The sequence below is a fragment of the Nocardia sp. CDC519 genome (genome assembly GCF_059509835.1).
In genome coordinates this window covers 41303-67317 of the sequence record NZ_CM183377.1, presented here as the reverse complement: position 1 = coordinate 67317, position 26015 = coordinate 41303, and the positions used below count along the sequence as shown (strand labels likewise).

The 26015-nt window shown below is 66.8% G+C and carries 25 protein-coding genes; 19 read left to right on the top strand and 6 right to left on the bottom strand.

What is annotated here, in order from left to right; all coding sequences use genetic code 11:
- Positions 1-1446, bottom strand: a complete 1446-nt coding sequence (locus tag AC5W7N_RS00340; protein ID WP_194990451.1) for a neutral zinc metallopeptidase — start codon at positions 1444-1446, stop codon at positions 1-3.
- A 108-nt stretch (positions 1447-1554) separates the two neighbouring features.
- On the opposite strand from AC5W7N_RS00340, the gene AC5W7N_RS00335 reads away from it, so the two are divergent.
- The 5 genes from AC5W7N_RS00335 (at position 1555) to glmM (ending at position 8359) form a co-directional block, all read left to right on the top strand.
- Positions 1555-4092, top strand: a complete 2538-nt coding sequence (locus AC5W7N_RS00335; RefSeq protein WP_194990452.1) for an FHA domain-containing protein — start codon at positions 1555-1557, stop codon at positions 4090-4092.
- A 73-nt stretch (positions 4093-4165) separates the two neighbouring features.
- The gene (locus AC5W7N_RS00330; protein WP_228806393.1) at positions 4166-5677 is read left to right on the top strand and encodes a hypothetical protein; all 1512 of its coding nucleotides are present in this window, start codon (positions 4166-4168) and stop codon (positions 5675-5677) included.
- Between the two features lie 168 nt (positions 5678-5845).
- Entirely contained in the window at positions 5846-6289 is a 444-nt protein-coding gene (gene rplM / locus AC5W7N_RS00325; RefSeq protein WP_036533407.1) for a 50S ribosomal protein L13, read from the top strand.
- Positions 6286-6801, top strand: coding sequence for a 30S ribosomal protein S9 (gene rpsI / locus AC5W7N_RS00320; protein ID WP_163814572.1), 516 nt, complete (start codon positions 6286-6288; stop codon positions 6799-6801). Before rplM ends, rpsI begins: the two co-directional genes overlap by 4 nt.
- Before the next feature lie 184 nt (positions 6802-6985).
- Positions 6986-8359 (top strand): phosphoglucosamine mutase, encoded by a 1374-nt coding sequence (gene glmM, locus AC5W7N_RS00315; RefSeq protein ID WP_163814573.1) that lies wholly within the window; start codon positions 6986-6988, stop codon positions 8357-8359.
- Positions 8360-8365: 6 nt separating this feature from the next.
- On the opposite strand, the gene AC5W7N_RS00310 is transcribed toward glmM, so the two are convergent.
- On the bottom strand, positions 8366-8827 hold the full coding sequence (locus tag AC5W7N_RS00310) for a hypothetical protein (RefSeq protein ID WP_194990462.1): 462 nt from the start codon (positions 8825-8827) through the stop codon (positions 8366-8368).
- A gap of 55 nt (positions 8828-8882) precedes the next feature.
- On the opposite strand from AC5W7N_RS00310, the gene AC5W7N_RS00305 reads away from it, so the two are divergent.
- The 7 genes from AC5W7N_RS00305 (at position 8883) to AC5W7N_RS00275 (ending at position 14190) form a co-directional block, all read left to right on the top strand.
- Positions 8883-9011: a DUF6186 family protein gene (locus tag AC5W7N_RS00305; RefSeq protein WP_228806394.1), complete on the top strand. Its 129-nt coding sequence runs from the start codon at positions 8883-8885 to the stop codon at positions 9009-9011.
- 462 nt (positions 9012-9473) lie between these two features.
- Positions 9474-10064 carry a DUF3558 domain-containing protein gene (locus tag AC5W7N_RS00300; protein WP_195020655.1) on the top strand — a complete coding sequence of 197 codons (591 nt, stop codon included), beginning with the start codon at positions 9474-9476 and terminating at the stop codon, positions 10062-10064.
- Between the two features lie 40 nt (positions 10065-10104).
- Positions 10105-10554: a hypothetical protein gene (locus tag AC5W7N_RS00295; RefSeq protein ID WP_280499691.1), complete on the top strand. Its 450-nt coding sequence runs from the start codon at positions 10105-10107 to the stop codon at positions 10552-10554.
- A gap of 92 nt (positions 10555-10646) precedes the next feature.
- Positions 10647-11774, top strand: coding sequence for a WXG100 family type VII secretion target (locus tag AC5W7N_RS00290; RefSeq protein WP_495922998.1), 1128 nt, complete (start codon positions 10647-10649; stop codon positions 11772-11774).
- Between the two features lie 220 nt (positions 11775-11994).
- Positions 11995-12789, top strand: coding sequence for an ESX secretion-associated protein EspG (locus AC5W7N_RS00285; RefSeq protein WP_195020657.1), 795 nt, complete (start codon positions 11995-11997; stop codon positions 12787-12789).
- Between the two features lie 313 nt (positions 12790-13102).
- Positions 13103-13987, top strand: a complete 885-nt coding sequence (locus tag AC5W7N_RS00280; RefSeq protein WP_194990457.1) for a helix-turn-helix domain-containing protein — start codon at positions 13103-13105, stop codon at positions 13985-13987.
- A complete protein-coding gene (locus tag AC5W7N_RS00275) occupies positions 13984-14190 on the top strand; it encodes a DUF397 domain-containing protein (protein ID WP_194990458.1) in 207 nt (68 codons plus the stop codon). The genes AC5W7N_RS00280 and AC5W7N_RS00275 overlap by 4 nt, the downstream gene beginning before the upstream one ends.
- A 119-nt stretch (positions 14191-14309) precedes the next feature.
- On the opposite strand, the gene AC5W7N_RS00270 is transcribed toward AC5W7N_RS00275, so the two are convergent.
- Entirely contained in the window at positions 14310-15953 is a 1644-nt protein-coding gene (locus AC5W7N_RS00270) for a serine/threonine-protein kinase (RefSeq protein ID WP_195020658.1), read from the bottom strand.
- 82 nt (positions 15954-16035) lie between these two features.
- Positions 16036-17676, bottom strand: coding sequence for an ABC-F family ATP-binding cassette domain-containing protein (locus tag AC5W7N_RS00265; RefSeq protein ID WP_195020659.1), 1641 nt, complete (start codon positions 17674-17676; stop codon positions 16036-16038).
- Positions 17677-17821: 145 nt separating this feature from the next.
- On the opposite strand from AC5W7N_RS00265, the gene AC5W7N_RS00260 reads away from it, so the two are divergent.
- The 5 genes from AC5W7N_RS00260 to AC5W7N_RS00240 all read left to right on the top strand — a co-directional run bounded on the left by AC5W7N_RS00260 (position 17822) and on the right by AC5W7N_RS00240 (position 21212).
- Positions 17822-18013: a PspC domain-containing protein gene (locus tag AC5W7N_RS00260; RefSeq protein ID WP_163814583.1), complete on the top strand. Its 192-nt coding sequence runs from the start codon at positions 17822-17824 to the stop codon at positions 18011-18013.
- A gap of 196 nt (positions 18014-18209) precedes the next feature.
- On the top strand, positions 18210-18521 hold the full coding sequence (locus AC5W7N_RS00255; protein WP_163814584.1) for a DUF6802 family protein: 312 nt from the start codon (positions 18210-18212) through the stop codon (positions 18519-18521).
- A 189-nt stretch (positions 18522-18710) separates the two neighbouring features.
- Positions 18711-19031, top strand: coding sequence for a hypothetical protein (locus AC5W7N_RS00250; RefSeq protein WP_195020660.1), 321 nt, complete (start codon positions 18711-18713; stop codon positions 19029-19031).
- 5 nt (positions 19032-19036) lie between these two features.
- Complete coding sequence (locus tag AC5W7N_RS00245) at positions 19037-20764, top strand: hypothetical protein (RefSeq protein ID WP_195020661.1); 1728 nt, start codon at positions 19037-19039, stop codon at positions 20762-20764.
- Between the two features lie 43 nt (positions 20765-20807).
- Positions 20808-21212 (top strand): hypothetical protein, encoded by a 405-nt coding sequence (locus AC5W7N_RS00240; RefSeq protein WP_194992297.1) that lies wholly within the window; start codon positions 20808-20810, stop codon positions 21210-21212.
- Positions 21213-21471: 259 nt separating this feature from the next.
- On the opposite strand, the gene AC5W7N_RS00235 is transcribed toward AC5W7N_RS00240, so the two are convergent.
- The gene (locus AC5W7N_RS00235) at positions 21472-22335 is read right to left on the bottom strand and encodes a poly(ethylene terephthalate) hydrolase family protein (protein ID WP_195020662.1); all 864 of its coding nucleotides are present in this window, start codon (positions 22333-22335) and stop codon (positions 21472-21474) included.
- Positions 22336-22371: 36 nt separating this feature from the next.
- On the opposite strand from AC5W7N_RS00235, the gene glmS reads away from it, so the two are divergent.
- Positions 22372-24255: a glutamine--fructose-6-phosphate transaminase (isomerizing) gene (gene glmS / locus AC5W7N_RS00230; RefSeq protein WP_195020663.1), complete on the top strand. Its 1884-nt coding sequence runs from the start codon at positions 22372-22374 to the stop codon at positions 24253-24255.
- Positions 24256-24339: 84 nt separating this feature from the next.
- Here glmS and AC5W7N_RS00225 read toward each other — a convergent pair whose 3' ends face one another.
- Positions 24340-25497, bottom strand: a complete 1158-nt coding sequence (locus AC5W7N_RS00225; protein ID WP_495922996.1) for an MFS transporter — start codon at positions 25495-25497, stop codon at positions 24340-24342.
- A gap of 11 nt (positions 25498-25508) precedes the next feature.
- Between AC5W7N_RS00225 and AC5W7N_RS00220 the strand changes: the two genes are divergently transcribed.
- The gene (locus AC5W7N_RS00220; RefSeq protein ID WP_194991211.1) at positions 25509-26015 is read left to right on the top strand and encodes a MarR family winged helix-turn-helix transcriptional regulator; all 507 of its coding nucleotides are present in this window, start codon (positions 25509-25511) and stop codon (positions 26013-26015) included.

Below are 26015 nucleotides of genomic sequence, written 5' to 3'. Positions count from 1 at the left end.
TCAGGAGTACCGCGACATGCAGGTGGTCTCGCCGTTCAGCACGCCGGCGCGGAAGGCGTCGACGCGGGCGAAACCGCTTGGCACGGTCTGACCCTTGATGTCACTGGCGGCCAGCCCGTCGGTGAGCAGCCCGGACACCGCTTCGTCCAGATCGCCTGCGGCCAGGGTGATATCGCCTTCCGATGGCGGCCTGCCCGGTTCGGCGAGCTTGCCGGTGACCACACCGGACAGGCACGCCGAGCGCAACCCGGTCTTGGCGCCGACCAACTGCTGCCCCTGATCGCGCTGCACGGCCAGCGCGTAGCGGGCGATGAAGACGACGTAACCGTTGTAATCGCCGGTCACCTTCACCGGCAGCGGATCATCCGGGTCGGTGTCGGAGGTGCCGCGTTCGGCCAGGCCGGGGATGTCGGTGGCGATGGTATTGCTGGCGGGGCAGTAGCTCACCGGTTCGGTGGTGGTGCCGTTGCTGCAGTCGACCTGCGCGCCGTCGTAGCTGTAGGTGGGGTCGCCGTCGATCGGCAGGATCGCGGCCAGCGCCTTGCTCAGCTCGATCAGGTTCTCTTTGGTGATCGGGTATTCGCCGCGGTTGGCGTCGCCTTCGAAGCTCTGCGGCAGATCGCCACGGCGGCGCTCGATTTCGTCCATGTCGATGGCCTTGCAGCCCTTGGGGCCGTCGGTGAATCCGATCTGTACGGCGGTGACCCGCTCGAACGCCGAACCGTGCACGCTCTCCGGATCATCGGGGTCGGAGTCGCGGATAGCGACGGTCGCCGCGAGCACGGAATTGAGGCCGTCGGAGGTGTTGATGGTGAAGTGCTTCGACTTACCTTCGGCGACATGGCGCATGAACGCGCCGGCAAAGCAGTCGGCCTGCTGTTCCTTGACGATCACCGGGTCTTTGCGGTCGACGATCTTGGACATGGTCTGGATGGCGTGCCCGTATTCGTGTGCCAGCACCATGACCACCGACATCTTGCCGAAGGTTTCCTCCATGGTCGGTAGCAGCAGCGCACGATCCCAGCCGATGGAGTTGTCGAGCCGGCAGTAGGCCGCATTGACAAGGCGGTAGGTGGTTTCGGTGCAGAACTCGACGGAATCGTTGCGGCCGGCCTTGGCGCTCCAGGAGACCAGCTTGTCGACCGGTTCGAACTCGCCCTCGAATTCCTCGGGGTACACCTCGGCCCAGTAGGCCTGGATGTCCTCGACAGCGTTGAGCGCGAGGGTGTCGACCTCGCCGCCGTCGCCGTTGCGTGCGGTGAGCTCGCTGTCGGGGACGTCGGGGCGCGGGCCGCTCGGGCCGCTGGTGGTGGGCAGGCCTGCCACCTTGAACGGATCGTCGTAGATCGAGACGGCCCGCCCGTCCACGGATCGGGTGCATCCCACCAGCGCGGTGACCGCGCACAGCACGGCGATGATGACGGCGGTCGCACGACGTTGCCGCATCGGTTCCTCCCCCTCGTCGGCCGGTCGGTCGGTGTTTCGGTCGCCGGAACGGGGCATGGCGCATCGGGGGCACCGCCGATGTCCGGGTGATGGAATAGTATCCGCTGCATGTCTTCACCGGGGGCGCAGACCATCACCGTGCGCCATGATGGAACCGAACGAATTTTCGATTCGAGCCAGCAGGTCACGATGGGCCGCGCGCCGGAAGTGACCCTCTTCGTGGACAGTCCGCTGGTCTCACGGGTACACGCGATCTTGGCCTGGCAGGGGGGTGCCTGGGTGCTGCGCGACAACGGCAGCACCAACGGTGTGTTCGTCGACGCGGCCCGGCTCAGCCGGCCCGTCTCCATTGATCGGCCCATGCAGGTGCGGCTCGGTGACGCGATCACCGGGCCGCTGTTGCATCTGCTGCCCGCGGCGCCTCGAGCTCGTCCGCCGCAGCATCCGTCGCAGCCGCAGCATCCGGTGCAACCGCCGCGTCAGGGGTTACGGCCGCCGCCCGCGCCGCCGCAGCGTCCGCACTCCGGTCCGCAATCGGGGGCGAGCCGGATCGCCGGATTCCACAGTGCGCCGCAGCCGCAACCGGCGGCCCCCAACGTCAATATCAATATGACGACCAAAGCTGATACGTCGTCGCTGCCCCCGGTGCGGGCCAGGCCGTCGACCTCGCCGATCGCGCGCGCGGACCGGTTGCCCGCCGGCGGACTGGCGATCGGCCGTACCGCCGACAACCAGATCGTGGTCAACGATCCGCTGGCCTCGCGCAGGCATGCCCGGTTGGTGGCCGGCTCCGAAGGCCTGACCATCGAGGATCTCGGCTCGGCCAACGGCACCTTCGTCAACGGTGTCCGGCAGCAGCGAACAGTGCTGCGCGAACGCGACATCATCACCATCGGCAACGTCGACTTCGTGGTCCAGCAGGGCACGCTGGTGCATCGGCAGCGTCCGGTCGCCGAGCAGGGCCTGCATGTGCACGGGGTCGGGTTCACCGTCGAGGGCAACAAGCAGCTGCTCGTCGATGTCAATCTGCAGGCCGGGCGAGGCACGCTCACCGCCTTGATCGGCCCGTCCGGTGCGGGTAAATCGACGCTGTCGAAGCTCATCGCGGGCAATACCCAGCCCTCGGGCGGTGTGGTCACCTTCGAAGGCCGCAACCTGCACGCCGAATACGAAGCGCTGCGGTCCCGTATCGGCATGGTCCCGCAGGACGATGTGCTGCACCGGCAGCTCACCGTGCGTCAGGCGCTCGGCTTCGCCGCCGAGCTGCGGCTGCCGCCCGACACCTCGAGCGCCGACCGGCAGCAGGTCATCGACGGTGTGCTGAAAGAACTTTCGCTCACCGAGCATGCCGATACCAGGGTGGATCGGCTCTCGGGTGGTCAGCGCAAGCGGGCATCGGTGGCGCTGGAACTGCTCACCGGTCCGTCGCTGCTGATCCTGGACGAGCCCACCTCCGGCCTGGACCCGGCGCTGGACCGTCAGGTCATGGTGATGCTGCGCGAGCTGGCCGACGCCGGCCGCGTCGTCATCGTGGTCACCCACTCGGTGGCCTGCCTGGACATGTGCGATCAGGTCGTGCTGCTGGCCCCCGGCGGTAAGACCGCCTACGCCGGCAACCCGGCCGGTGTCGGCAGTGCGCTCGGGACCAGCGACTGGGCGGAGATCTTCGCCAATGTCGCGGCGAACCCGGATCAGGCGTTCGCGGCGTACCGGTCGCGGCAGGCGTTCATACCGCCGCCGCCTCCGCCCGCGCCGATGCGGCACGGCGCGATGGGCAGTCCGCCGCAATCGAGCGGGTGGCGCCAGTTCTCCACCTTGGTACGGCGGCAGGTTCGATTGATCCTGGCCGACCGCGGGTACCTCGCGTTCCTGGTGATCCTGCCGTTCGTGCTCGGCGTGCTGACGCTGGTCGTCCCGGGTGAGAACGGATTCGCGCCTGGACCGCAGGTGCCGGTGCCCGGGCCCAATGGCGAGCAGATCTTCGTCCACCAGGGCGGCGGCGAAACCCAGCAGCTGCTGGTGGTTCTCGTGCTCGGCGCCTGCTTCATGGGGTCGACGCTGACCGTGCGCGACCTGGTCGGCGAGCGCACCATCTTCTTCCGGGAGCGCGCGGTCGGCCTGCTGCCCTCTGCCTACGCCATGGCCAAGATCGTGGTCTTCAGCGTCGCCGCCCTGTTGCAGTCGGCGGTGCTCATCGGCATCGCGCTGGCGGGTAAGAATCCGCCCGGCGCGGGAGCGTTGATACCGTCCGGCAGCCTCGAACTGTATGTCGGCGTCGCCTTCACCGCGGTGTCGTGTGTCGTCGTCGGCCTGGCCTTGTCGACGCTGGCCAAGTCCAACGAGCAGGTCATGCCACTGCTGGTGGTGACGATCATGGTGCAGCTGGTGATGGCCGGCGGCATGATCCCGGTGACCGATCGCGTGGTGCTCGAGCAGATCTCCTGGCTGTTCCCCTCGCGCTGGGGTTATGCGGCCGCGGCGTCCACCGTCGACATCCGCACGCTGTTCGCCAACGCCCAGCCCGACACGCTCTGGGAGCACAGTGCTGGCATCTGGCTGCTCGACATCGCGATGCTCCTGGTGGTGACCGCGATCCTGTCGGTGATCACCTGGCACCGCCTACGACTGAAGAAGTCCGCGTCATGAGCGGGCGTGTCGTCGCCGGTAGCGGCCGGTCTGCCGGTGCGCCGAGCGTGTCGCGCGCACAGCAGGCACACTGATGCCTGTGACGGTGCGAGTAGGGGCAATACATCTCGGGTGGGATGTGGTGTCCGTGGCCGCAGGCGGTGGGGGCACCCCGATCCGCCCGGTCCAGGTCGAGGGTAGCTACACCACTCCCGCATATCTGCTGGCGGACGCCTCCGGCAGGCTGCATACCGCAGGGTTGGACCGGCAGCGGCCCGATCTCGGCATGGCCATCGCCGATGTGCGCGACATCCTCGGGCATCCGCAGATCGTCATCGCCGGTGCCACCTGGCCTGCCGAGCTGGTGTTCCGGGCGCGGCTGTACAACCCGCTGGCCGCGGTCGGCAAGTATTTGCGCGGCAAGCCCGACGTGGTCGCGCTGCCGTACCCGGACGGCTGGCCGGACGAGAAGGTCGACACCTACTGCGAACTGGTCGAGCAGCTCGACGTCACCGTCGAACCGCTGCCGGAGTCGGTCGCGCTGTCGGGGTATGTGCGCGCGCTCGGGCTGGTCCGCCCGCCCGACCGGATGAATCCCCGCGGCGTCGGCGCCACCGGCGTCTATTCCGATGGGCGCACCATGCTGGTGGTCGCGGTGCACGCCGACGACGAACAGCCCACCGAATCGGTCGACGTCGCCATCCCGCCCGAGGCCACCCGCGACGCCCGCTCCGCCGACGACGCCGTCATCGAGGTCATGGCGGCCGCGCGGGCGATCGGCGCCGATACCTCGACGGTGCTGCTGGCCGGAAACGTCTGCTTCAACGATCCGATCCGGCTGGCCTTCCAGAACCACCTCGGCCAGCGGCTGCACAGCGCCGACCATCCCATGCACGCGCTCGTGCTCGGGGCCGCGCATCTGGTGTTGAGCGAGAGCGATGGGGGCGAACCGGAGCCCGGCGGCAGGCCTGCCCAGCCCGCGCCGCCGCCGTCGCGCCCGGCGCCGCCGCAACAGAGTCCGCAGGCTGCCCGCCCGCCGCAGCAACCACCGGGTGCGCAACGTCCACCGATGCAGCAGGGGCCGCCACCGCCCGCGCCCCAGATGCGGGACCGGCCGCCGATGACCGATGGCCGGGGGCGGCACAGCGCTGCGCCGGGCGCGGAGCCGGCCGCGAGCCGGTTCACCCGGCCGCCGGAGATGAGCGGTGCGCCCGCGTCCGACGCGCGGCCGGCTCCGCAAGCTCCGCCGGCTGCGCCGCAGAGTCGAGATCACGACGACCACCCCGACCGTGATAAGGGCAAGGTGTGGGACAAGATGAAGGGAAACCTCTTCGGAGCCCAGGCAGCGGCCGGTGCGGTCGCGCTCGTTGCCTTCGCGATGTCGTCGGAGGCGGGGGCTGCCGAGTTCGCCGCAGTCGCCGGCACCAGCGTGGAACCGGTGGCCTGCTCACTCACCCCGGAAGCGATCCTGGAACCGCCGTCGGGCATCGCAGCGGTGCGCGGCACGCTGCCCGCCGAATGCGAGCAACCCGGCGTCAACACCCTGCGCTACCTGGTGCCCGGCCCGCCGGGAGCAGCCGACTTCGGGCCACCGCTCGAGATCTGAGCCACCGCGGCGGCCGGGGCGTACGCTCCGGTTTCGCCGCACCCATACCCGACTGGTATCGTGGCCAGCTGGTGTGTGGCATGCCGAGGCCCGGGTCTCAACCGGCCGCCGGGAACAACCTCGACCACACACCGGGCCGGCAGCACCGACGACAGACAGGGAAGCACTGTGCCTACGTACAGCCCGAAGGCGGGTGACGTGACCCGTAAGTGGTACGTCATCGACGCCACTGACGTAGTGCTCGGCCGTCTTGCCGTTCAGGCAGCGAATCTGCTGCGTGGCAAGCACAAGCCGACCTACGCTCCGCACGTCGATGGTGGCGATTTCGTCATCATCATCAACGCTGACAAGGTTGCCATCAGCGGTAACAAGAAGCAGGACAAGCTCATCCACCACCACTCCGGGCATCCGGGCGGCCTCAAGTCGCGCACTGTCGGTCAGGTGCTGGAGTCGCGGCCCGATCGTCTCGTGGAGAAGGCCGTCAAGGGCATGATCCCGAAGAACAAGCTCGGTAACGCGATCGCGGGCAAGCTGAAGGTCTACGCGGGCCCGAACCACCCGCACGCCGCCCAGCAGCCCGTTCCGTTCGAGATCAAGCAGGTGGCCCAGTGACCGCTCCCGAGGAATTCAACGAGGAATACACCGCCGAGGACACCACCGTCGAGGTGGTCGAGGACGGCGCCGGTTACGAAGAGGCCGGTTACGACTCCGAGGCGACCTACAGCCCGGTGGTCATCGACCGTCCGGTGCAGACCGTCGGCCGCCGCAAGGAAGCCGTCGTCCGCGTCCGGCTGCTGCCTGGCACCGGTAACTTCGTGCTCAACGGCCGCACCATCGAGGATTACTTCCCGAACAAGGTGCACCAGCAGCTGGTGAAGTCCCCGCTGGTCACCGTCGAGCGCACCGAGAGCTTCGACGTACACGCCCGCCTGGTCGGCGGCGGCCCGTCGGGCCAGGCCGGCGCGCTGCGTCTGGCCATCGCCCGTGCGCTGATCGAGGTCACCCCCGAGGATCGTCCCGCCCTGAAGCGGGCCGGCTTCCTGACTCGTGACCCGCGTGCCACCGAGCGCAAGAAGTACGGTCTGAAGAAGGCCCGTAAGGCGCCTCAGTACTCGAAGCGCTGATTTTCGCATCGTCGACTGCACGCTTCCGGCACCGTGCTGGTGCCGGAAGCGGTACGGTCGGCGCGGCACCTGTACGAGAGCAGGCATCCAGCATCGCTGGGCGCCTGCTCTCGTGCTGTATGGAAGGGCGGCGTTCGTGGGGCGGGCGCGGACGCGGCAGGTTGCATCGATCGAGGGACGAGGTATGGGACGTCTGTTCGGCACCGATGGGGTTCGCGGACTGGCCAATGAGTCGCTGACTCCGGAATTGGCGCTGCGCGTGTCCGGCGCGGCGGCGCAGATTCTGAGTCGCGGCAAGAAGCGCGCGCTGGCTGTGGTCGGGCGCGATCCGCGGGCCAGCGGGGAGATGCTGGAAGCCGCCGTCACCGCGGGGCTCACCGCCGCCGGGGTCGATGTGCTGTCGGTCGGCGTGCTGCCGACGCCCGCGGTCGCCTATCTCACCGGCCTCTACGACGCGTGCCTCGGCGTGATGATCTCCGCCTCGCATAATCCCATGCCCGACAACGGGATCAAGATCTTCGCCGCCGGTGGGCGCAAGCTCGACGACGCTATCGAGGACCGGATCGAGGCCCTCATGAACGAGCCTCCGGTGCGCCCCACCGGTGCCGGAATCGGCCGGGTCCTCGGCTCGACCGGTGTGCGCGATCACGGGTTCGCCCTTCCCGATCAGTACAGCGTCGCCGGAACGCATGAGCGTTATGTCGAGCATCTGGTGGAGGCCACCGGGCAGGAGCTCAACGGGCTCACCGTGGTGGTCGATTGCGCGCACGGCGCCGCCTCCGAGGTGGGCCCGGCCGCGTACCGGGAAGCGGGCGCGAACGTCATCGCGATCAACGCCGACCCCGACGGCCTCAATATCAACGACGGGTGCGGCTCCACCCACCTCGACCAGGTGCGGAGCGCGGTCCGCGAACACGGTGCGGACCTCGGCCTTGCCCACGACGGCGATGCCGACCGGTGCCTGGCCGTCGACGCCGCGGGCAATGTCGTCGACGGTGACGCTATCCTCGCGATCCTCGCGCTGGCCATGCGCGATGCCGGCGAACTCGCCGAGAACACTCTGGTCGCCACCGTGATGAGCAACCTCGGCCTGCACATCGCTATGCGCGAGGCCGGAATCACCGTGCGCACCACCGCTGTCGGCGACCGCTATGTGCTCGAGGAGCTGCGCCGCGGGCACTTCACCCTCGGCGGCGAACAGTCCGGCCACGTGGTGCTCCCGGCCCACGGCACCACTGGTGACGGCATCCTCACCGGCCTCAAACTCATGGCCCGCATGGCCGCCACCGGCCGCACCCTGGCCGACCTGGCGTCGGTGTTGCAGACCGTGCCGCAGATTCTGGTGAATGTGCCGGTCAGCGACAAGGCAGCGGTGATGGCCGCGACCGACGTCCTCGACGCCGTCGCCGAAGCCGAACGCTCGCTTGCCGATTCGGGCCGGGTCCTGTTGCGGCCCAGCGGAACCGAGCAGCTCATCCGGGTAATGGTGGAAGCCACCGACCTCGCTCGCGCTGAGCAACTGGCCGAGGATCTCGCCAAACGAGTCGCCGCGGTCTGAGGATCGTCAGAACTGGCCGACGAGGAAGCCTGCGAACAGCACCAGGAAGCCGCCGATCTCACCGGCGATGAGGGCGAACATCGACAGCCGCATGCTCGGGTCGATATCGCCGTGGAACTGGTTGGTGGTGTCGCGCCGGTACCCGTGCCAGGCGTAGGTGGCGATGGCGCCGGCGAAGAACGCGAGCACGATCGCGTCTGCGGTCAGGTTCACCGCCGTCGGCCAGGCGCTGAGCTCGGTGAACACCGCCAGGATCAGGCCGGCGAAGGCATACATGAGGGCCGCGCGGTGCGCGATGTCGACGTAGATGTGCGCGGCACCGTCGGGCGAGGTGCGGATGCCGTGGTACTTCCACGTGCCCAGGACCAGCGCCGACAGGAAGATCAGGCCGGTGGCGACGAGGGTCAGGCGGGTATCGAGACCCAGCGCGAACTCCGGTTCCGCCTCGTGCGCGAGGACCCGCACCATGCCTTCAGTAGAACTCACCCACTCAACCTAGCCAGTCGGCCGTATCCTGCGACCTATGGCCTCGGAGCGTTCCTCCGCGCGCAACCCCACCCTCGTCGTAGCCCTGGCCCTTCGCACCCGAACCGCTCGCTTGCTCACCCTCCCACTGTGGATCTGGCTCGGGTGGCATTTCCTGGCGCGGTGAGCCGACGCGGCCGAACCAGAAGTATCCGTTTCAGCATGTGCGCGGGAATTCTGATATCGCCTCTCGGGCAAAATGTGCAGGGCGTTGACGGGGAGGAGCTCGAGATGGTGGCCGGCGCCGAGCTGAACGAGCAGCGTGGACCCGCGCTCGCTCGCCATGGATCCACGGCAGGTGGGTGAGGATTTCCGTAGCCGGTACTGCCGTCCGGAGGTCGATCTCGACACGATCGTCGAACAGTTATCGCGAACTCGCCCGGCACGCCCAGCGGGTAATCCCCCGGATCGGGGTGGGCATGCGCAGGATCCGTGCATGGAAAACCGGTGAGCGGTTCGCGCCGGGCCGAACCGGTTCGCCGGTTGCCAGCTGGACTGGTGCCCGATACGGTCAACGGTAGTTTTCGCGGGGGCGGAGGAGCCGGTCCGGGCCCGGCGTACAGCAGGTATCGGGCATCGGCTTAGGGGAATGATGAATCTCATGCGCAAGTCGGCGTATGCCGTGGCGGCCGGGCTGAGTGCGGTAATGGTGCTGGCGGGGTGTGGGTCGTCGACCGATGGGACGGCCGAGCCGGCGGGAGGGTCGGCGGGAACGTCCGCTGCCGGGCAGTCCATTGCCGAGGATGTACCGAGCGGGTTCGCGCCTTGTGAGGATATTCCGCAGGAGGTGCTTGACTCGGAGGGGTTGCATTCGACGGGGGGCGAGGCGTCGAAGGACAATATGCAGCGCGGGAAGATCAAGTGGCGTGGTTGTCGTTGGGTCGTCTCGGACGGATACGGGACAAGCATCAGCGCCACTAACCTGACGTTGGAGATGATCCGGGAGAAGGCCAATCCCGGTACTCAAGAGGGAACCGTCAGCGGTCGCACCGTGCTCTATGCGCCCGATGATGCTGGGGATACGACGCAATGCCGGTTGAACGCGCAGATGGAGGGCGGCAGCCTCGAGATCATGGTCGATAACCCCAACTCACGTCGGAAGACGGGGCACGAGCCCGCGTGCGACATCGTATTGCGACTGGCAGGCAAGGTTTTGCCGTTGATCCCGGCAGGGGCGTGAGTGTGAGAATCTGTACCGCGAGCAGGGAGGGGACTCGACCGTGACCGAAGAGAATAAGCGGCCGATGCAGGACATCATCGACGCGGCCAGGGAGGGCCAGGTGTCGGTATCGTTCAACGACAGCGTCCGGGTCAATGCCGAGGAGTTCGTCTATATCGACCGCGACTGTCAGGCCATGAAAGACACGATCCAAAACCTGCAAACCATCGCGACGGACATTTCCGGTCGCGAAAAGTGGGGTCTGGGTGAGGGTGTCCCGTGGATCATCACTGGAAATACGGTGGTGCAGTCTTTTCGGGGCAAGGCCCAAAACGATTTCAACGGCAACAACGTGCACGCGATCTTGGAGCGCCACTACCAGATCGTCGACAGCATCCAGGAACTCCACCGGGTGATCGCTGAACGCTATCAGCAGACCGACAGCACCTTCGCGGCCGAGTACAACCAGGCGATGGCCTCGATACCGCAGGGTATGCAGGGGAAGAAATGACCGAGACCTTCGGACACGAGGAACGGCGGCTCAAAGACGCTGAGTACGTGGTGAAAGAGTCGCATATCACTCTTCACGACACATTTGAGGCAATGGATCCGTCCGAGGCAAATATCGCCAAGGACGACTACGCGACCATCGCCAGGGAATGGGAGCAGAACGTCACCCTGTTCGCTGCCCGGATTCGCCGTTCCAGCGAATCGGCCTGGGATGGCCCCGCTGCGCAGGCTTCACGGCAGGCGATTTCCGATTACGCCACCGACGCAACGAATCTGACGCCTGCTTTGAACGCCTTGAGCACGCGGGTCGGCGACATGGTGGACGCGGTCCTCAACACCAAGAAGAACATGACCCCGTTCACCGACGACCCGCAGAGCCCGTGGAACCCCGGCGACTGGTGGGACGGCGATAAGGACGGTGACGCGGAGGAGGCGGCTCAGAAGCACGTCCAAGCGGCCTACACCGCCAAGGCGCTGCTTGTCGACGCGACGATTCCGGTTCTGCCCCAGCCACGCGATCCGGTTGCCGTCGGGGAACTACCCCCCGACGACGGCACAGGCGGTGGCGACGGCAACGGCGGCGGCAACGGTGGTGGCGGCACTGGCGGTGGCGGCGGTACCGGCGGAGGAACCGGCGGCGAAGACGGAACCGGCGAGGAGGAAGTGCCCGGAACCGAGGAAGGGACCGAGGACGAAACAGCGGACGACTCGACGACAGACGACACCACCACCACTCCGTCCTCGACCGACCCCACGTCCACGACTCCTGCAAGCGCCGTGCCGAGCAGCGCACCTACCAGTCCGACGACATCCGCGGCGTCGACCTCGGGGTTGCCCGGCTCGGGTGGCGGCTTCCCCGGCTCCGGTGGCGGTTCGGGCGGTTCGTCGGGTTCGACCGGTCTGCCCGGTGCCGGTGTTCCGGGCGCTGGACGCAGCGTCGCGGGCACGCCGGTGACCGGTATGCCCGCGGCCGCGGCGGCGGGTGCAGGCGGCGGGGCAGGTTCGGGTATGGGACGGGGCGGGATGCCGATGATGGGTGCACCCGGCGCCGGACGTGGTGGCGGAAACGAAAACGAGTCCGACCGTAAGACGCCTGACTGGCTCATCAATGAGGAGAACGCTCGCGAACTGCTGGGTGATGAGCCCCGGACGATCCCCGGCGGTGTGCTCGGAGCCGATATTCCCGCAGCCCGCCCGGCAGATGGGCCGCCACAGACCTGATCGGAGCGCGGTGTGCCGCAGAACTGCACAGCAGATCGGTACGACTGCTGATGCGGCGATGCGGACGCTCTCTACACCGAGACCGACCATCGAGTGGCTCGACGCATGACGGCCGGCCGGGACCTGTATCAGTGGTCCCGGCCGCACACCGGTCGACGCGGCGAATCAACGGCCCGATCCTCCGAGCACTCGATCTCCTCCCGAATTTCGCACTACTGGAATGGATTTCATTCGCATGGCCTGGACATGGGAGCCGGACACATTCGCCGCCCTCTGGTACGACGAAGGTAATGACCGGATGCCTCCGCCGCTGCGCTATCGCAGCCGCTTCGCGACCATCAACGCCTTCGAGGCCCACCGCGCCGCTGTCCGCGCCCAATACACCGGCGACGAACGCGAGCGCATCGACCTGCTCAAACACACCCTGGCGAACTGCGAGATGCGGATCGAAATCTTCTTCGGTTCGAAGGTGCACCGCAACAGCGACGGCCGCACCCGTAAGGACCTGCGTATCGTCGGCGCCCGCAACTACTCCTATGCCGTGATACTCAGCCAGACCGCCATCGGCGAGGAATTCGGCGACATCCGCGCTCAGCTGATCCGTGCGGACCAACTTCCCACCGCGCTCACGGCGTCCATTCCACCTTGTTCGCCCGGTAGTGAACGGCCCGCCCAGTTCGACCTTCAGGACCTCAAACCACCTTCGGACACTGGCTATTTCGGCGACGATGCCCACACGCGCGAGCGTCAGCGCTTCGAGCGGCTGGCGCTTCGACCTGCCGATGGTGGTGGCAATGCGATCCTCCGGCTCGGCAATTTCCATGCTCCGCACAGCCGTTTCCGGGCCATGCAGTGGTACGACATCACCGGCGACGGCCGCTACCTCGAGCACCGCAATCGCACTCATCTCGACGTGCGCCCCGCGCAACCACAGGATTTCACGAGCGCGTTCAGCAGGTGGCTCGATGACGGTGTACGGACCCTGCGCGAGAAGGAAGAAGACGCCTACTTCTGACAGTGCGCGGTCACCGCGTTCGGAACGGCCGGTTCGAACGGCCGGGTTCAGTGCATATGACCTCCACTCCATCGGGCTCCGATCAGGTTCTGGGATAAGCGTTTCCGCTGGCTGCCGATGCTGGTACCTTGAGGTTGGATTCTTCGGGGGCGGCATCGGGCGAGCATCAGCGAACCATCTGCCCGGGGCATATGTGGTCGATGTGGGGCCGTCCGGCTCGGATTGCGTAAACGCCCAGCATTTCTCCCGTGGCAGTGCCCTTGCTCTACCCGTTTCGCGGGTCGAACGGCCCGCCCTCGATGGGGAGGACTCCATGCAGGACACCGGATCTACTTTGCCGCGACGCCGACTCGGCCACTACCTGATGGACTGGCGCACGCGCGTCGGGTTCAGCTTGTCGCAGGCAGCCGAGCTACTGGGCATTGGCGCTAGCAGCTTGTATCGGTTGGAACACGGCCAGAACAGTCGGATCAACATCAGCCACGTCGAGGCCGCATGCGAACTGTATGAGGTTCCAGAAGAACTCGCTGCGGCGTACTTGGGTTTGGCCCAGCAGGACAATGTGAAGAGCTGGTGGCACGAATTCGGACATCTCATACCCAGGGGGTTCGATGTGTACTTCGGGCTGGAGTCCGCCGCCATCGGAGTCACCACATATCAGCCAGAGCTCGTGCCCGGCTTGTTCCAGACTGCCGACTATGTGCGAGCGCTCAACCACGTCGCCTACCCCAACGCCAGTGAAGAGCATCAGAATGCGTTGGTGCAGCTGAAGTTGCGGCGCCAGAACATCGTTACACGGAAGCGTCGGCCAATCTCTGTGCATGCCATCGTCGGAGAGGCAGCGTTGCGCAGGATCAACGGTGGGCCAAAGGTGATGGCGTCTCAGCTTCGGCGGCTGGCTGACATTTCCACGCTCGAGAACGTCGAGCTGCGTATACTCCCGTTCAGTGCAGGATTTCCAACTGGGCTCGCGGTAGGTCCCTGCGTGATTCTGGACTTCGGAAAGGGGCCAGCGGGCAAGCTTGTCGATCCGCCGGTTGTCTTCATCGAAGGTAGTACCGTGGGCAATCTCTATCTCGAGAAGCCGGAAGATGTTGCGTGCTACCGTCAAACGTACGACAGCATTCTCGATCGAACTCTGGATGCTGTGACAAGCAGGAGCCTGCTACGGCAGGTAGCGAAGGAGTACTTGGAATGAGTATCGACCTAGCATCTGCCCACTGGTTCAAGAGCACCTACAGCCAGGGCGCCGGCGAATGCGTCGAGGTCGCATTCCTCGGCAACGACTTCGTGGGCGTCCGCGACTCCAAGAACCCGATGGGCCCCGCTCTCGCTTTCGCTCCGAGTGTTTGGCGAACCTTCACCACCGCGATTACCAACGGTCGATTCACCGGCGCGTAAGCGGTGTGCCCAGGCGTGACCCTCCGACTCCCACTCGGCCGGAGGCTCACGCCTGGACTCGACCTCGCCTCCGGGTTGGGCTGGCCTACACCAGGCATGCGGCGGGATCGACGCCCGAATCAGTCGAGCGGCAGTTTCTTCCACCATTCGAGTAGCTGATCCATCGACGGATCGTTGGGCGCGCCGAGGCCGTAGGAGTAGACCAGCATATTCTCGCGCGCCGGATCGTTCGGGAAGGTCGTCGCGATCCGAGGGGCCGACTTCGGTTCCGAACCGGCCTTGGTGTTGGAGTATCGCTTGCCGTTGTTGTTGAGGTCTTCCTCGACGGGCAGCGCACCGAGGCCTTGGAGAACTCGCCGAACGTCAGAGGCCGATTCGTATTGGAAGATTCGTATGTCGGGCCAGCGAATATTGTCTTCCGGGATCATGTAGCTGTTGGCGTAGCCGCATTCCCAGTAGGCGGTGGGGTCGCCCATATCCGGAGCGGCACCATTGATGAAGAACCAGTGCAGGTCGTATCCCCCCCGCATCACTTGCGCGCTGCAGCCCATGCCATCGAAGCCGGTGCCCTGCCCCCACGTCTGCCCGGCCGGAATCTCGCCGGGCGGCAGCAGGCTGGGGAAAGCCAGGCGCATCTGTTCGAGATGGCGTTGCGGCGGGGTCTTGTCACGGTTCGCGATCGCCACCGCGGTCCCGATACCAGCGACGATGATGATGACGAGCGTGAGGCACAGCCCGACGATCCATCCCACATTCGAACGGCGAGGCTGCGGACGAGGATAGGGAAGCGCGGCATGCGGGATGTGTCCCTGCTGCCCAGGGACGGGCCCCGGATACGCATTGACCGGCCCCGTGCCGAGCGGTCGTGCCACCGGCATCGGTGCCGCGGGCGACGGTGCCATGGTGGGGGCAGGTGCCGATGCGAATTGCGGCGTCTCACCGGACAGCGCTCGCCGAGCCGTCTCCGCGAACTCGGAACACGAGGCGAACCGGCCGGCCGGCCGCTTCGCCATCGCACGGGCCAGCACGGCATCGAGGGCAGGCGGCAGCCCCGCCCGGGCGGTCGACACAGGCGGCGGCTGCCGTTGCAGGTGTCCCTGGATGACGGTTGCCGGGTGGGTGGATTCGAAGGGCGCGTTGCCGGCCAGCAGCCAGTACAGGGTGCAGGCGAGCGAGTACTGGTCCGAGCGCCCGTCCATGTCGGCGCCGGTCAACTGCTCAGGGGAGGCATAGGCGAGTGTGGCTGTGAAGGTGCCCGTTTGGGTGAGCCGGTTCGCCTCGCCTGCGATGCGGGCGATCCCGAAATCGGTGAGGAACACCCGTTCCTGGCCGTTGCCGCCGTTGGCGAGCAGGATGTTCGCCGGTTTGACGTCGCGGTGCAGCACGCCTCTGCTGTGCGCGAAGTCGAGTGCCTTGGCCGTTTCGGCGACGATCTGCACCGCGCGCGCCGGGGGCAGTATCTGCGGATCCACGGTCGCCGCGTCGACGCCGTCGACATACTGCATCGAGATCCACAGCCTGCCGTCGTCGGCGCCGCGGTCGTAGACGGTGACGATATTGGGATGGTCGAGCTGCGCGACCAGGTCGGCTTCGCGTTCGAACCGGGCCCGAAGTTCCTTGTCGGAGAACAGTTCCTCGTTCAGCAGCTTCAGCGCGATGCGGCGCGGCAGCCGCGGGTGCCTGGCCAGGTAGACCGCGCCCATGCCGCCGCGACCCAGTTGCCGGTCGATCGTGTAGCCGGCGAAGACCTCACCCTCACGCATCCAGCCAGCCTTCCCCCGTCCGATCGGTCAATCGTGTCGATCCTAGGACGTGTGTCAGCCGCGGGCAGCCCGGGTGGCTGCGTCAGCTCTCCGACAACCGCCCATCCGCCAGGTGCCAGCGGCGGGTGGCGCGCACCGAGTCGAGCATGCGGCGGTCGTGGGTGACCAGCAGCATGGTGCCGGTGAAGGAGTCGATCGCCTGCTCGAGTTGTTCGATGGCGGGCAGGTCGAGGTGGTTGGTGGGTTCGTCGAGGACGAGCAGGTTGGTGCCCCGCGCCTGGAGCAGGGCCAGTGCGGCACGGGTGCGTTCGCCGGGGGACAGGGTTTCGCAGGGGCGCTGGACGTGCGGGCCGCGGAGGCCGAACTTGGCGAGAAGGGTGCGCACGTCGGCGTCGGGCCAGTCGGGCATTTCGGCGCCGAAGGTGTGCGCGAGGGTGGACTCGCCGCGGAAGAGGCCGCGGGCCTGATCGACCTCGCCGATTTCGACGCCCGACCCGAGCGAGGCGGTTCCGCTGTCCGGCAGCAACTTTCCCAGCAGCAGGGCGATCAACGTTGACTTGCCCGCGCCGTTCGCGCCGGTCAGCACGATGCGGTCGGCCCAATCGAGCTGCGTGGTGATCGGGCCGAGCCGGAAATCTCCGCGACGCACCGTCGCCTCGGAGAGGGTGGCCACCACGGAACCGCTGCGTGGTGCGGCGGCGATCGTCATCCGCAGCTCCCATTCCTTGCGCGGCTCCTCGACCACCTCCAGCCGTTCGATCCGTCGTTGGGTCTGCCTGGCCTTGGCGGCCTGCTTCTCCGTGGATTCCGCGCGCATCTTCCGGCCCGCTTTGTCGGAATCGACCCGGGATTTGCGGCGCGCGTTACGCACACCGTGTTCGAGCCAGTTGCGTTGCATCTGCGCCCTTGCCTCCAGATTCGCCTTGGTGTCGGCGAATTCCTCGTAGGCTTCGCGGGCATGCTTGCGGGCGATCTCGCGTTCGGCAAGGAAGGCCTCGTAACCGCCGTCGTACACGTCGACTCGTTGCTGCGGCAGGTCCAGTTCGATGATCCGATTGACCGTGCGGGCCAGGAATTCTCGATCGTGGCTGATCACCATGAGCGGAACCCGCACGCCGGTCACGAACTGCTCCAGGCGGGCCAAACCGTCCAGGTCCAGGTCGTTCGTCGGTTCGTCAAGCAAGAGAATGTCGAAGCGGGACAACAGGACCGAGGCCAAGCCCGCACGCGCGGCCTGGCCGCCGGACAGGCCCGTCATCGGGGTGTCGAGACCATTGGGCAGGCTCTCGGCCAGGCCGAGCTCGCCGGCCACCTCCAGTGCCCGTTGATCCAGGTCGGCACCGCCGAGGGCGAGCCAGTGTTCGAGGGCGGGTGAGTACTCGTCGTCGCCACCGTCGGCCAGGCGTTCCGCGGCCGCGTCCATGGCCTGCTGCGCGGCCGTCACGCCGGTTCTGCGGCCGAGGAATTCGAGCACCGTCTCGCCGGGGATACGTTCGGGTTCCTGCGCGAGGTAGCCGATGGTCGCGTCCGGCGGGCTGAGGGTGATGGAGCCCGACGGCGCCCTGCGATCGGCCAGCATGCGCAACAGCGTCGACTTGCCCGCGCCGTTCACGCCGACGAGGCCGATCACATCGCCCGGCGCGAGCGTCAGGTCCAGACCGCTGAACAAGGTGCGTTCGCCGTGTTCGGCGGACAGGCCGCGCGCGTGCAGAGTGGTGCTCACCTGCACGAGTGTGCCGTGTGTCGGTGGACACCCTGAGTCCGGGCCCTGCGGAAATCAGGGTGGGTATCAGTACCGGGACCGATGCCACGGCGGCCGGATTCGCGGACAGTGGATGAGGTAGCGATCGACACCGAGGAGAGTTCCCATGACCGCACCCGCACGCCGTTTCACCCGCTCCACCAGCGACAAGTGGATCGCCGGAGTCTGCGGCGGCATCGCCGAATACTTCGGGTGGAACGCAGGCATCGTCCGCCTGGCCTTCGTACTGTCCTGCCTGCTGCCCGGACCGCAGTTCCTGCTCTACCTGGTGCTGTGGATCATCATCCCCAAGAAGTAGGCGCACATACTCCTGAACGGCGGCCGCGTGAACCATGTGCGCGGCCGCCGGCTCGTACAGCACGGTCGCCCCACTCGCTGCCGAACACTTGCGGCGGCAACGCACTCGACGGCGACCGCACACGGATGACAGGATGGAGCCGTCCGCCATTCGGCTGGTGACCGCGCCCCACACGAGCCCCGTTTCAGGAGGAGCCATGATCAGCTCGGGTGAATTCCCCGGCCTCGATCTGCCCGACATCGACGCATCCTCGTCCCTGGACGGCCTGGGCGCCGTCGAACTCGACAGCCCCACCCAGGACATCAACGGCGACGGCATCCTCGACTCCATCACCACCACCGACGACGACGGCATGCACGTCTGGACCGACACCGACCTCGACGGCTACGCCGACCACGTCACAGTGGTGGAAGACGACGGCGACTACGCGGCATGGGAGTACCACCGGAATCCGGATGGGTCGGGGGAGTGGAGGAAGACCGATGAGGGGCGGTTGGGGGAGAAGTAGGGGCGTTCGCCCGCGCTTGGCCCTGCCCCGCCGAGCCCAGTAGATTTCCCGGCAAGCGATCTCGTCCCAACCGGCCGAGATCCGATGGAACCGAACCGGGGTCGGGTGCGTCGAAACCTAGTAGACAGCACTCGACCCCGAGCACGGTTCGGGTCGTGAACGAGGAGCAGGGACGGAGGGGACTGGTCGATGACGACGGAATCGGGGTCCACGGTCGGGGTCAAGACCGGTGAGCTGGGGAAACTGGGGAACGATTTCGGCAGCTCGGCTGCGGTGATCAAGGATCAGGTCAAAAAGGTGGCCGACAATTTGGTGGGCCCATCTGTGGTTGGCGCGCATTATGGCCAAGAAGGTAAGGATATTCAAGCCGGTCTGGAGGCCGTAAAGAAATGGCTGGAGGACTGGGCCGAGGCTGGAACACTCACGGGTGAAGCAATAGGCGCGACGGTAGTGAAGGTTTCCAACGTAGACGCAGAGAACGCTGCTAATACTACCCAGGCTGGGAGCTGATCCCATTGGCTGAAGATCGAGTGTTCTCGGTTCCTGCGGGCGCGAGCGTCAAGGAACTATTGGAGATTTCCTCTAGAAGTTTGCTCTATTTCGAGCACTTTGGCCCGTTGTACAAAAAAGTGGAGGCCGAAGCAGTCGGTGTCCCTGAGTATGGGAAGCTGGCCCAACGGCACGACGAACAACGTGACCTCGATGAAAGCAAAATCCAGAACGCAGCCGACGCGATCAAAGAGGTTCTGGGCAAGGCTCGGGAGCAGCTGACTGCTCAGCAGGGATTCGCTCAGACGCTGCCGTCGATTTGGCAAGGCGAATCGGCAACGTCCGCGTCAAGTATGATCAGCGAACAGTTGACCCTGGCGCAGGGCGATATCGAAGTGGTCCAGCACGTGTACGACGCGCTGGACAAAGCTCCTGAGGCGCTCCGCGCGGCGGTCAAGATCAAGGCCGATGTTGTTCTTCAAATTCTGGAGAACGGGACACATCTGAGGATCGATGGAAAATCTCCAGATGATGTGCATCATATTATTGCTGGTCGTGATATGGGCGTTTCGCATGAGCTTTGGGGTTCGACACTGCTGAGCCGGCTCAATAGGATTTTTCCGGATCTTAACGATGGCTGGGACAAGGCTGAACGAGTCATCGATATCGGATCATCCGCGATTATGCCTGTCGTTGGCGTCACCCAATTGTTTGCGGGCGACCATCACGAGAAAGTGAAGGCGCGCTGTCGGCAATGGATCGATGATGTTTTCAAAAAGGACTACCCGGACAAGGTAGCGAAATTCATCGAGGCTTGTGACAAGACAGACGGCCTGGTCAAGGACGCCTACAAGGCGATCACGGACTCGTTCAGTGGCCTGTCGGACAGGCCGTATCCGTGCCCTGCGGGGACGCCGAAGGCAAGCACGCCCAGTCAACCGAGCACACCGTCTACACCAAGTACTCCGAGCACGCCGAGCACCCCGAGCACACCATCGACTCCCAGTACTCCGAGCACCCCCTCAACGGAAGAGGAAGAGGACGACGATTCAACAACTGACTCCCTCGTCAGTGGCCTTGCGGCATTAGCAGACGTCGCGACGGAACTTTCTCCGTTGATCACGACCGTCGCATCGGCGGTAGGGGACGGACTGAGTTCGCTGGCCGGTGCGATTACCGAGGGAGTCGACGGTGCGCTGCAACAGCTACAAGCGAACGCGTCGGGTCTGGTGGACGCGGACGGCGACGGTGTGCCCGATAACGACAAGGACGGCGACGGAAAGCCGGATGAAGACAAGGGACTCGATCTCGCCGGTAAACAGGTGAAGCTGGAGATGGGTCCTGATGGCCAACTGAAGATGGTCGTCACCGAGCCGGACGGCACGACCACCGACTACAAGGTCGAACTCAACGAGCAAGGCCTCCCGGTTGTCGTCGGGACAGAAGGCGAAACCGGCGAGGCGAAGCCAGAGGGCGAGCAGGGAGACGGCTCCGAGCAGAGTGAGGGGCAGTCGGGTAGCGGGTCGATGCCGCGCGGCGTGCCCGGTGGCAAACGGGAAGAGGACGGCGAGCACAAGCCTCAGGACTATCCCGAATCCGAAGGCGAAGGGATCGAGCCCGGATTCGTGCCCGGGCCCATTCCCGTCCCGGAACCGGAACCTGTGCCCCCCGCCCCGCCCGTACCGCCGCAACCACCTGAACCGCCGCAGCCGTTCGACACCGGTGCCGAGCTTTCCGAGGCAGGCCCACTGTGACGCATGTGCCCCGCGTGCAGCGTGAAACTCGAGGAGGATGGCCATGGTGAACTACCGGGCGGAGATGGAACGGATCGTCGAGGAAGCCAAGTGGCAATCCGCGCGGTTGCAGGAAGATTTGGCGGAGATAAACCAGCGCACGGCGGCCAAGGGGCGGGAACTCGCCGAGAAGTCCGCCAGGGAAATGCGTCAGTTCTGGGAAGAAACGGCAGCCAAACTCGAGCAGGCCTCGGCCGAGGCGGAAAAAGACCGCGAAGCTGCGGAGGCGGAGGCCGAGAGGGAGCGCCTGGCCGCCGAAGAACGCGAACGGATCGAGGCCGAGGCTCGGGAACAGCGGGATGCCATCGCCCGATCGATGCAGGCCCGGCGGTCCAAGGATGTGGTCGCGCCGATCGACGAGGACGACGAAGAGGCGCAGTACTACCAGCGGAAGAGTTGGTTGGTGTAGCTAGCCGGGCGGCGTTCGATCGAAGACGTGACGAGGCACATCAGCGCGGTGAAAGCCGACGGGGTTCCACGCTGATGTATCAGTCGTCGGCGGTGGTCTGGTCGGCCTGCTACCACAGGGCGAGCGGGACGAATTCGAGCTGAGCGTGGGTCGCCCACGAGGGGACTGCGAGATTACGGGGGCGGATTCAAGCCAGGCGGCTGGCGCGAGATGAGGCTGATCGCTGGGCGATGCCGGGCGCCGAGAAGCTCGCACCGCCCTACTTCCGCAGCAACGCCGCCAACTGGCCCAACTTCGCCGGGCTCGGTTTCTCGACGGGCACCTCGTCGGCGTGGGGGTCGATGAGGTGGGTGTGGGGGATGGCGGCTTCGGGGTCGGCGAAGGCTGAGTAAGTCTTGTCGCCCAGGACGGTGGCGAGCAAGTACCCGGTGAGCAGGGCTCGGGTGGTGCGGGCGGTTTTGTGTTCGTGTTTGCCCGCGCCGAGGAGCGTCATCAAACGGCGGCCTTCGGGCAGGCCGTCGGCGGAAGCCTTGTCGATGGTGCGCAGGAGCATCGGGCCGCCCCAGGCCGCCGCCAGTGGGATGGCGTTGGAGTTGGTGGAGCGCAGGTCGGTGGCGCCGGCGAGGATGAGGGCGGGGGTGTCGATGTCGGCGGCGATGGACTCCGCGGACGGGGCGGTGGGGGCCGGGAAGAGGGCGGCTACGGCGGCTACCCGGCGCTGGGCGGCGGCGATGACGGCCGCGCCCGCGCCCATGGCGTGGCCGGCCAGGACCAGTTTGTCGGGGTGGACGCTGATCGCGCCGTCGCCGAGGCGCACGCCCGCGCAGATGTCGAGGGTGGTGAGCAGGTCGGTGGCCAGGCCGACGTGCGACGGAATGGGGCCGCGTTCGGTATCGGGGGCGGCGGTGACGAAACCCCAGGACGCCAGGTGTTCCAGCAGCGACCGGTAGTGGTCGGAGCCGCTCATCCAGCCGTGGCCGAACGCCACGGCGGGTAGGTTGCGGCCCGATTCGGGGGTGTACACGACGCCGGGCTGGCCCGCGATGGCCAGGTTGCCGCGCAGCACCCGGTGCGGGCCGCGGCTGGTCAGGGTGCTCAGGAGGGATTTCACAGACGCCGACACGACGTGAACGTTATCCGATAAGTACTCTGGTGAGCCATGTGCGGAATCGTGGGGTACGTCGGGTACCGGGATGCTCTCGGCGTCGTCGTCGACGCGTTGCGCCGCATGGAGTATCGCGGGTACGACTCGGCGGGCGTCGCGATCCTCGACGGAGCGGGCGCCATCGCGGTGGAACGCAAGGCCGGTCGCCTCGCGAATCTGGAGGCTGAGCTGGGCGAGGCCGGCCCGGACGCGTTCGCGGGAAGCACCGGCATGGGGCACACCCGCTGGGCGACGCACGGCGCGCCGACCGATCGCAACGCGCACCCGCACCGGGACGAGGCCGGCTCGGTCGCCGTGGTGCACAACGGCATCATCGAGAATTTCGCGCCGCTGCGTCGCGAACTCGAGGACGCCGGGGTGGAGCTGCGTAGCGACACCGACACCGAGGTCGCGGTGCATCTGGTGGCGCGCGCCTACGCCGAGGGCCCGACAGCGGGTGATTTCGAAGCGAGCGCGCTGGCGGTGCTGCGCCGCCTCGAGGGCGCGTTCACGCTGGTCTTCACGCACGCCGAACATCCGGACAAGATCATTGCCGCGCGCCGGTCCACCCCGCTGGTCGTGGGTGTGGGCAAGGGCGAGATGTTCATCGCCTCGGACGTGACGGCCTTCATCGAGCACACCCGCGAGGCTGTCGAGCTGGGCCAGGATCAGGCGGTGGTGATCACCCGCGACAGCTACCGGGTCACCGACTTCGCCGGTAACGACGCGGGCTCGCGCACCAGGCCGTTCACCATCGACTGGGATCTGGCCGCCGCCGAAAAGGGCGGACACGATTACTTCATGCTCAAGGAGATCGAGGAGCAGCCCGCCGCGGTCGCCGACACCCTGATGGGGCATTTCGACACCGGCCAGGGCGGGTCGGGACGCATCGTGCTCGACGAGCAGCGCCTGGCCGATCAGGAGCTGCGTGACGTCGACAAGGTCTTCGTCGTCGCGTGCGGGAGCGCCTATCACTCGGGCCTGCTGGCCAAGTACGCGATCGAGCATTGGACTCGCTTGCCCGTCGAGGTGGAGCTGGCCAGCGAATTCCGCTACCGCGACCCGGTGCTGGACCGCTCCACACTGGTGGTGGCGATCTCGCAGTCCGGCGAGACCGCCGACACGCTGGAAGCGGTGCGCCACGCCAAGGAACAGAAGGCGCGCGTGCTGGCCATCTGCAATACCAACGGCGCGCAGATCCCCCGCGAATCCGACGCGGTGCTCTACACCAGGGCCGGGCCGGAGATCGGCGTCGCCTCGACCAAGGCGTTCCTGGCGCAGGTGACGGCCAACTACCTGGTCGGGCTGGCGTTGGCGCAGGCGCGCGGCACCAAGTATCCCGACGAGGTGGCGCGCGAGTTCGCCGAGCTGGAAGCCATGCCGAAGCTGGTCGCGCGGGTGCTGGAGACGGCGCCGCAGGTGCGCGCGATCGCGCGTGAGCTGGCGAAGGTGCCGACGGTGCTGTTCCTCGGCCGCCACGTCGGATATCCGGTGGCGCTCGAGGGTGCGCTCAAGCTCAAGGAGCTGGCGTACATGCACGCGGAGGGTTTCGCGGCGGGTGAGCTCAAGCACGGTCCGATCGCGCTGATCGAAGACGGCCTGCCGGTGATCGTGGTGATGCCGTCGCCGAAGGGGCGTGCGGTGCTGCACTCGAAGCTGCTGAGCAATATCCGCGAGATCCAAGCGCGTGGGGCACGCACCATCGTCATCGCGGAGGAGGGCGACGATACGGTGCGCCCGTTCGCCGACGATCTCATCGAGATCCCGTCCGCGCCGACGTTGTTCCAGCCGCTGCTGTCGACGGTCCCCTTGCAGATCTTCGCCGCCGAGGTGGCGCAGGCGCGTGGGTACGACGTCGACAAGCCGCGCAACCTGGCGAAATCGGTCACGGTCGAATAAACCGCCGAACGTAAGACATCGACCCGGGCCGTGAGTGGTCCGGGTCGACGTCTGTCCGGCAGCGGTACAGCGCACTCGCGGGTGCTATCGCACAGGGGCCACCAGGTCGGCGGACGCTGAATCGAGCGCGTCGCCCGTGCTGGGTAGCGGCGTCGCCGGCCCGTTCCGGCGTTCCAGAGTCGCGGACGCGACGGCCAACCCCAGTGCACTCACAGCGAGCAGTGCGCCCACCCAGTTCGGCGCGGTGTACCCGAGACCCGCGGAGATCACGATCCCGCCGAGCCATGCGGCCAGTGCGTTGCCCAGGTTGAACGCGCCGATATTGATCGCCGAGGCCAGCGTGGGAGCACCCGCCGCCTGATCCAGGACGCGCTTCTGCAAAGGCGGCACGGTGGCGAATCCGAGCGCGCCGATCAGCACCACGGTGACGGCGGCCAGCGGCTTGCTGTGCGCGGTGAGCGTGAACAGCCCGAGCACGGCGGCGAGCAGGCCGAGCGAGACGTACAGCATGGGCATGAGGTGCCGGTCGGCGTAGCGGCCACCGATCAGATTGCCTGCGAACATGCCGAGGCCGAACAGGACGAGCAGCCAGGTCACCGAGCCCTCGGCATAGCCGCTCACCTCGGTCATCATCGGCGCGAGATAGGTGATCGCCGCGAACACGCCGCCGAACCCGAGCACCGTCATGGCCATGGCGAGCAGCACCTGTGGATTGGCGAGCGCGGAGAATTCCGAGCGCAGCCGGGCATCGCTCGGTGCTGCCTGATCTGGCACCAGCGCGGCGACGCCGATCAGCCCGATCACACCGATCACGGCCACCAGTGCGAAGGTGAGCCGCCAGCCGAACTGCTGGCCGAGCAGAGTGCCCAGCGGTACGCCGACCACGGTCGCGGCGGTGAGGCCGGTGAACATGATGGCGATGGCGCCGGCCTTGCGGTCGGCGGCGACCAGACTGCCCGCGACCACCGCGCCGATACCGAAGAACGCGCCGTGCGCGAGCGAGGCGACGATCCGCCCGGTCAGCATGAGCGCGAAGCTCGGTGCCACGGCCGACAGCAGGTTTCCGGCGATCAGTAGCAGCAGTGATGCGAGCAGCATGCGTTTGCGGGAGACGCGGGTACCGAGCCCCGTCATCACCGGCGCGTCCGCGACGACGCCGAGCGCGTAACCGGTGACCAGCAGGCCCGCGGTCGGGATGGACACCGTGTAATCGGCCGCGATGTCGGGCAGCAGCCCCACCACGATGAATTCGGTTGTGCCGATGGCGAACGCCCCGAGGGTCAGGGCGAGCAGCTCTCACCGGCCTCGCCGATGGCTGGTACGCGCTGTCGCTGCTGCACGACCGCATCGAGGCGCATATCGAGCGCGCCTTGCAGACCGGGCACGACCTCAGCGTGCGCGAGTATTCGCTGCTGGTGGTGTTGTCCCGGCAGCACGACGGGCCCGGCGGGCATCTGCGGATGAATCAGGTCGCCGAGGCGGTCGTGCTGAGTCAGAGCGCGACGACGCGGCTGGTCTCCCGGTTGGAGGATCGCGGCCTGTTGCAGCGGTACCTGTGCCCGGACGATCGGCGCGGCATCTACACCGACGTCACGCCGGCGGGTCTCGAGTTGCTGGCGCGAGCCCGCCCCACCCATGACGCGGCTCTGACGAGCGCGCTGCGCCAGGCGGCCGCGAATCCCGAGCTGGCGCCGCTGGTTTCGGCCGTCGAAGCGCTGAACGCGGGGAGCCCGCGTACCCGCGAATATCGTCCGGTGTGA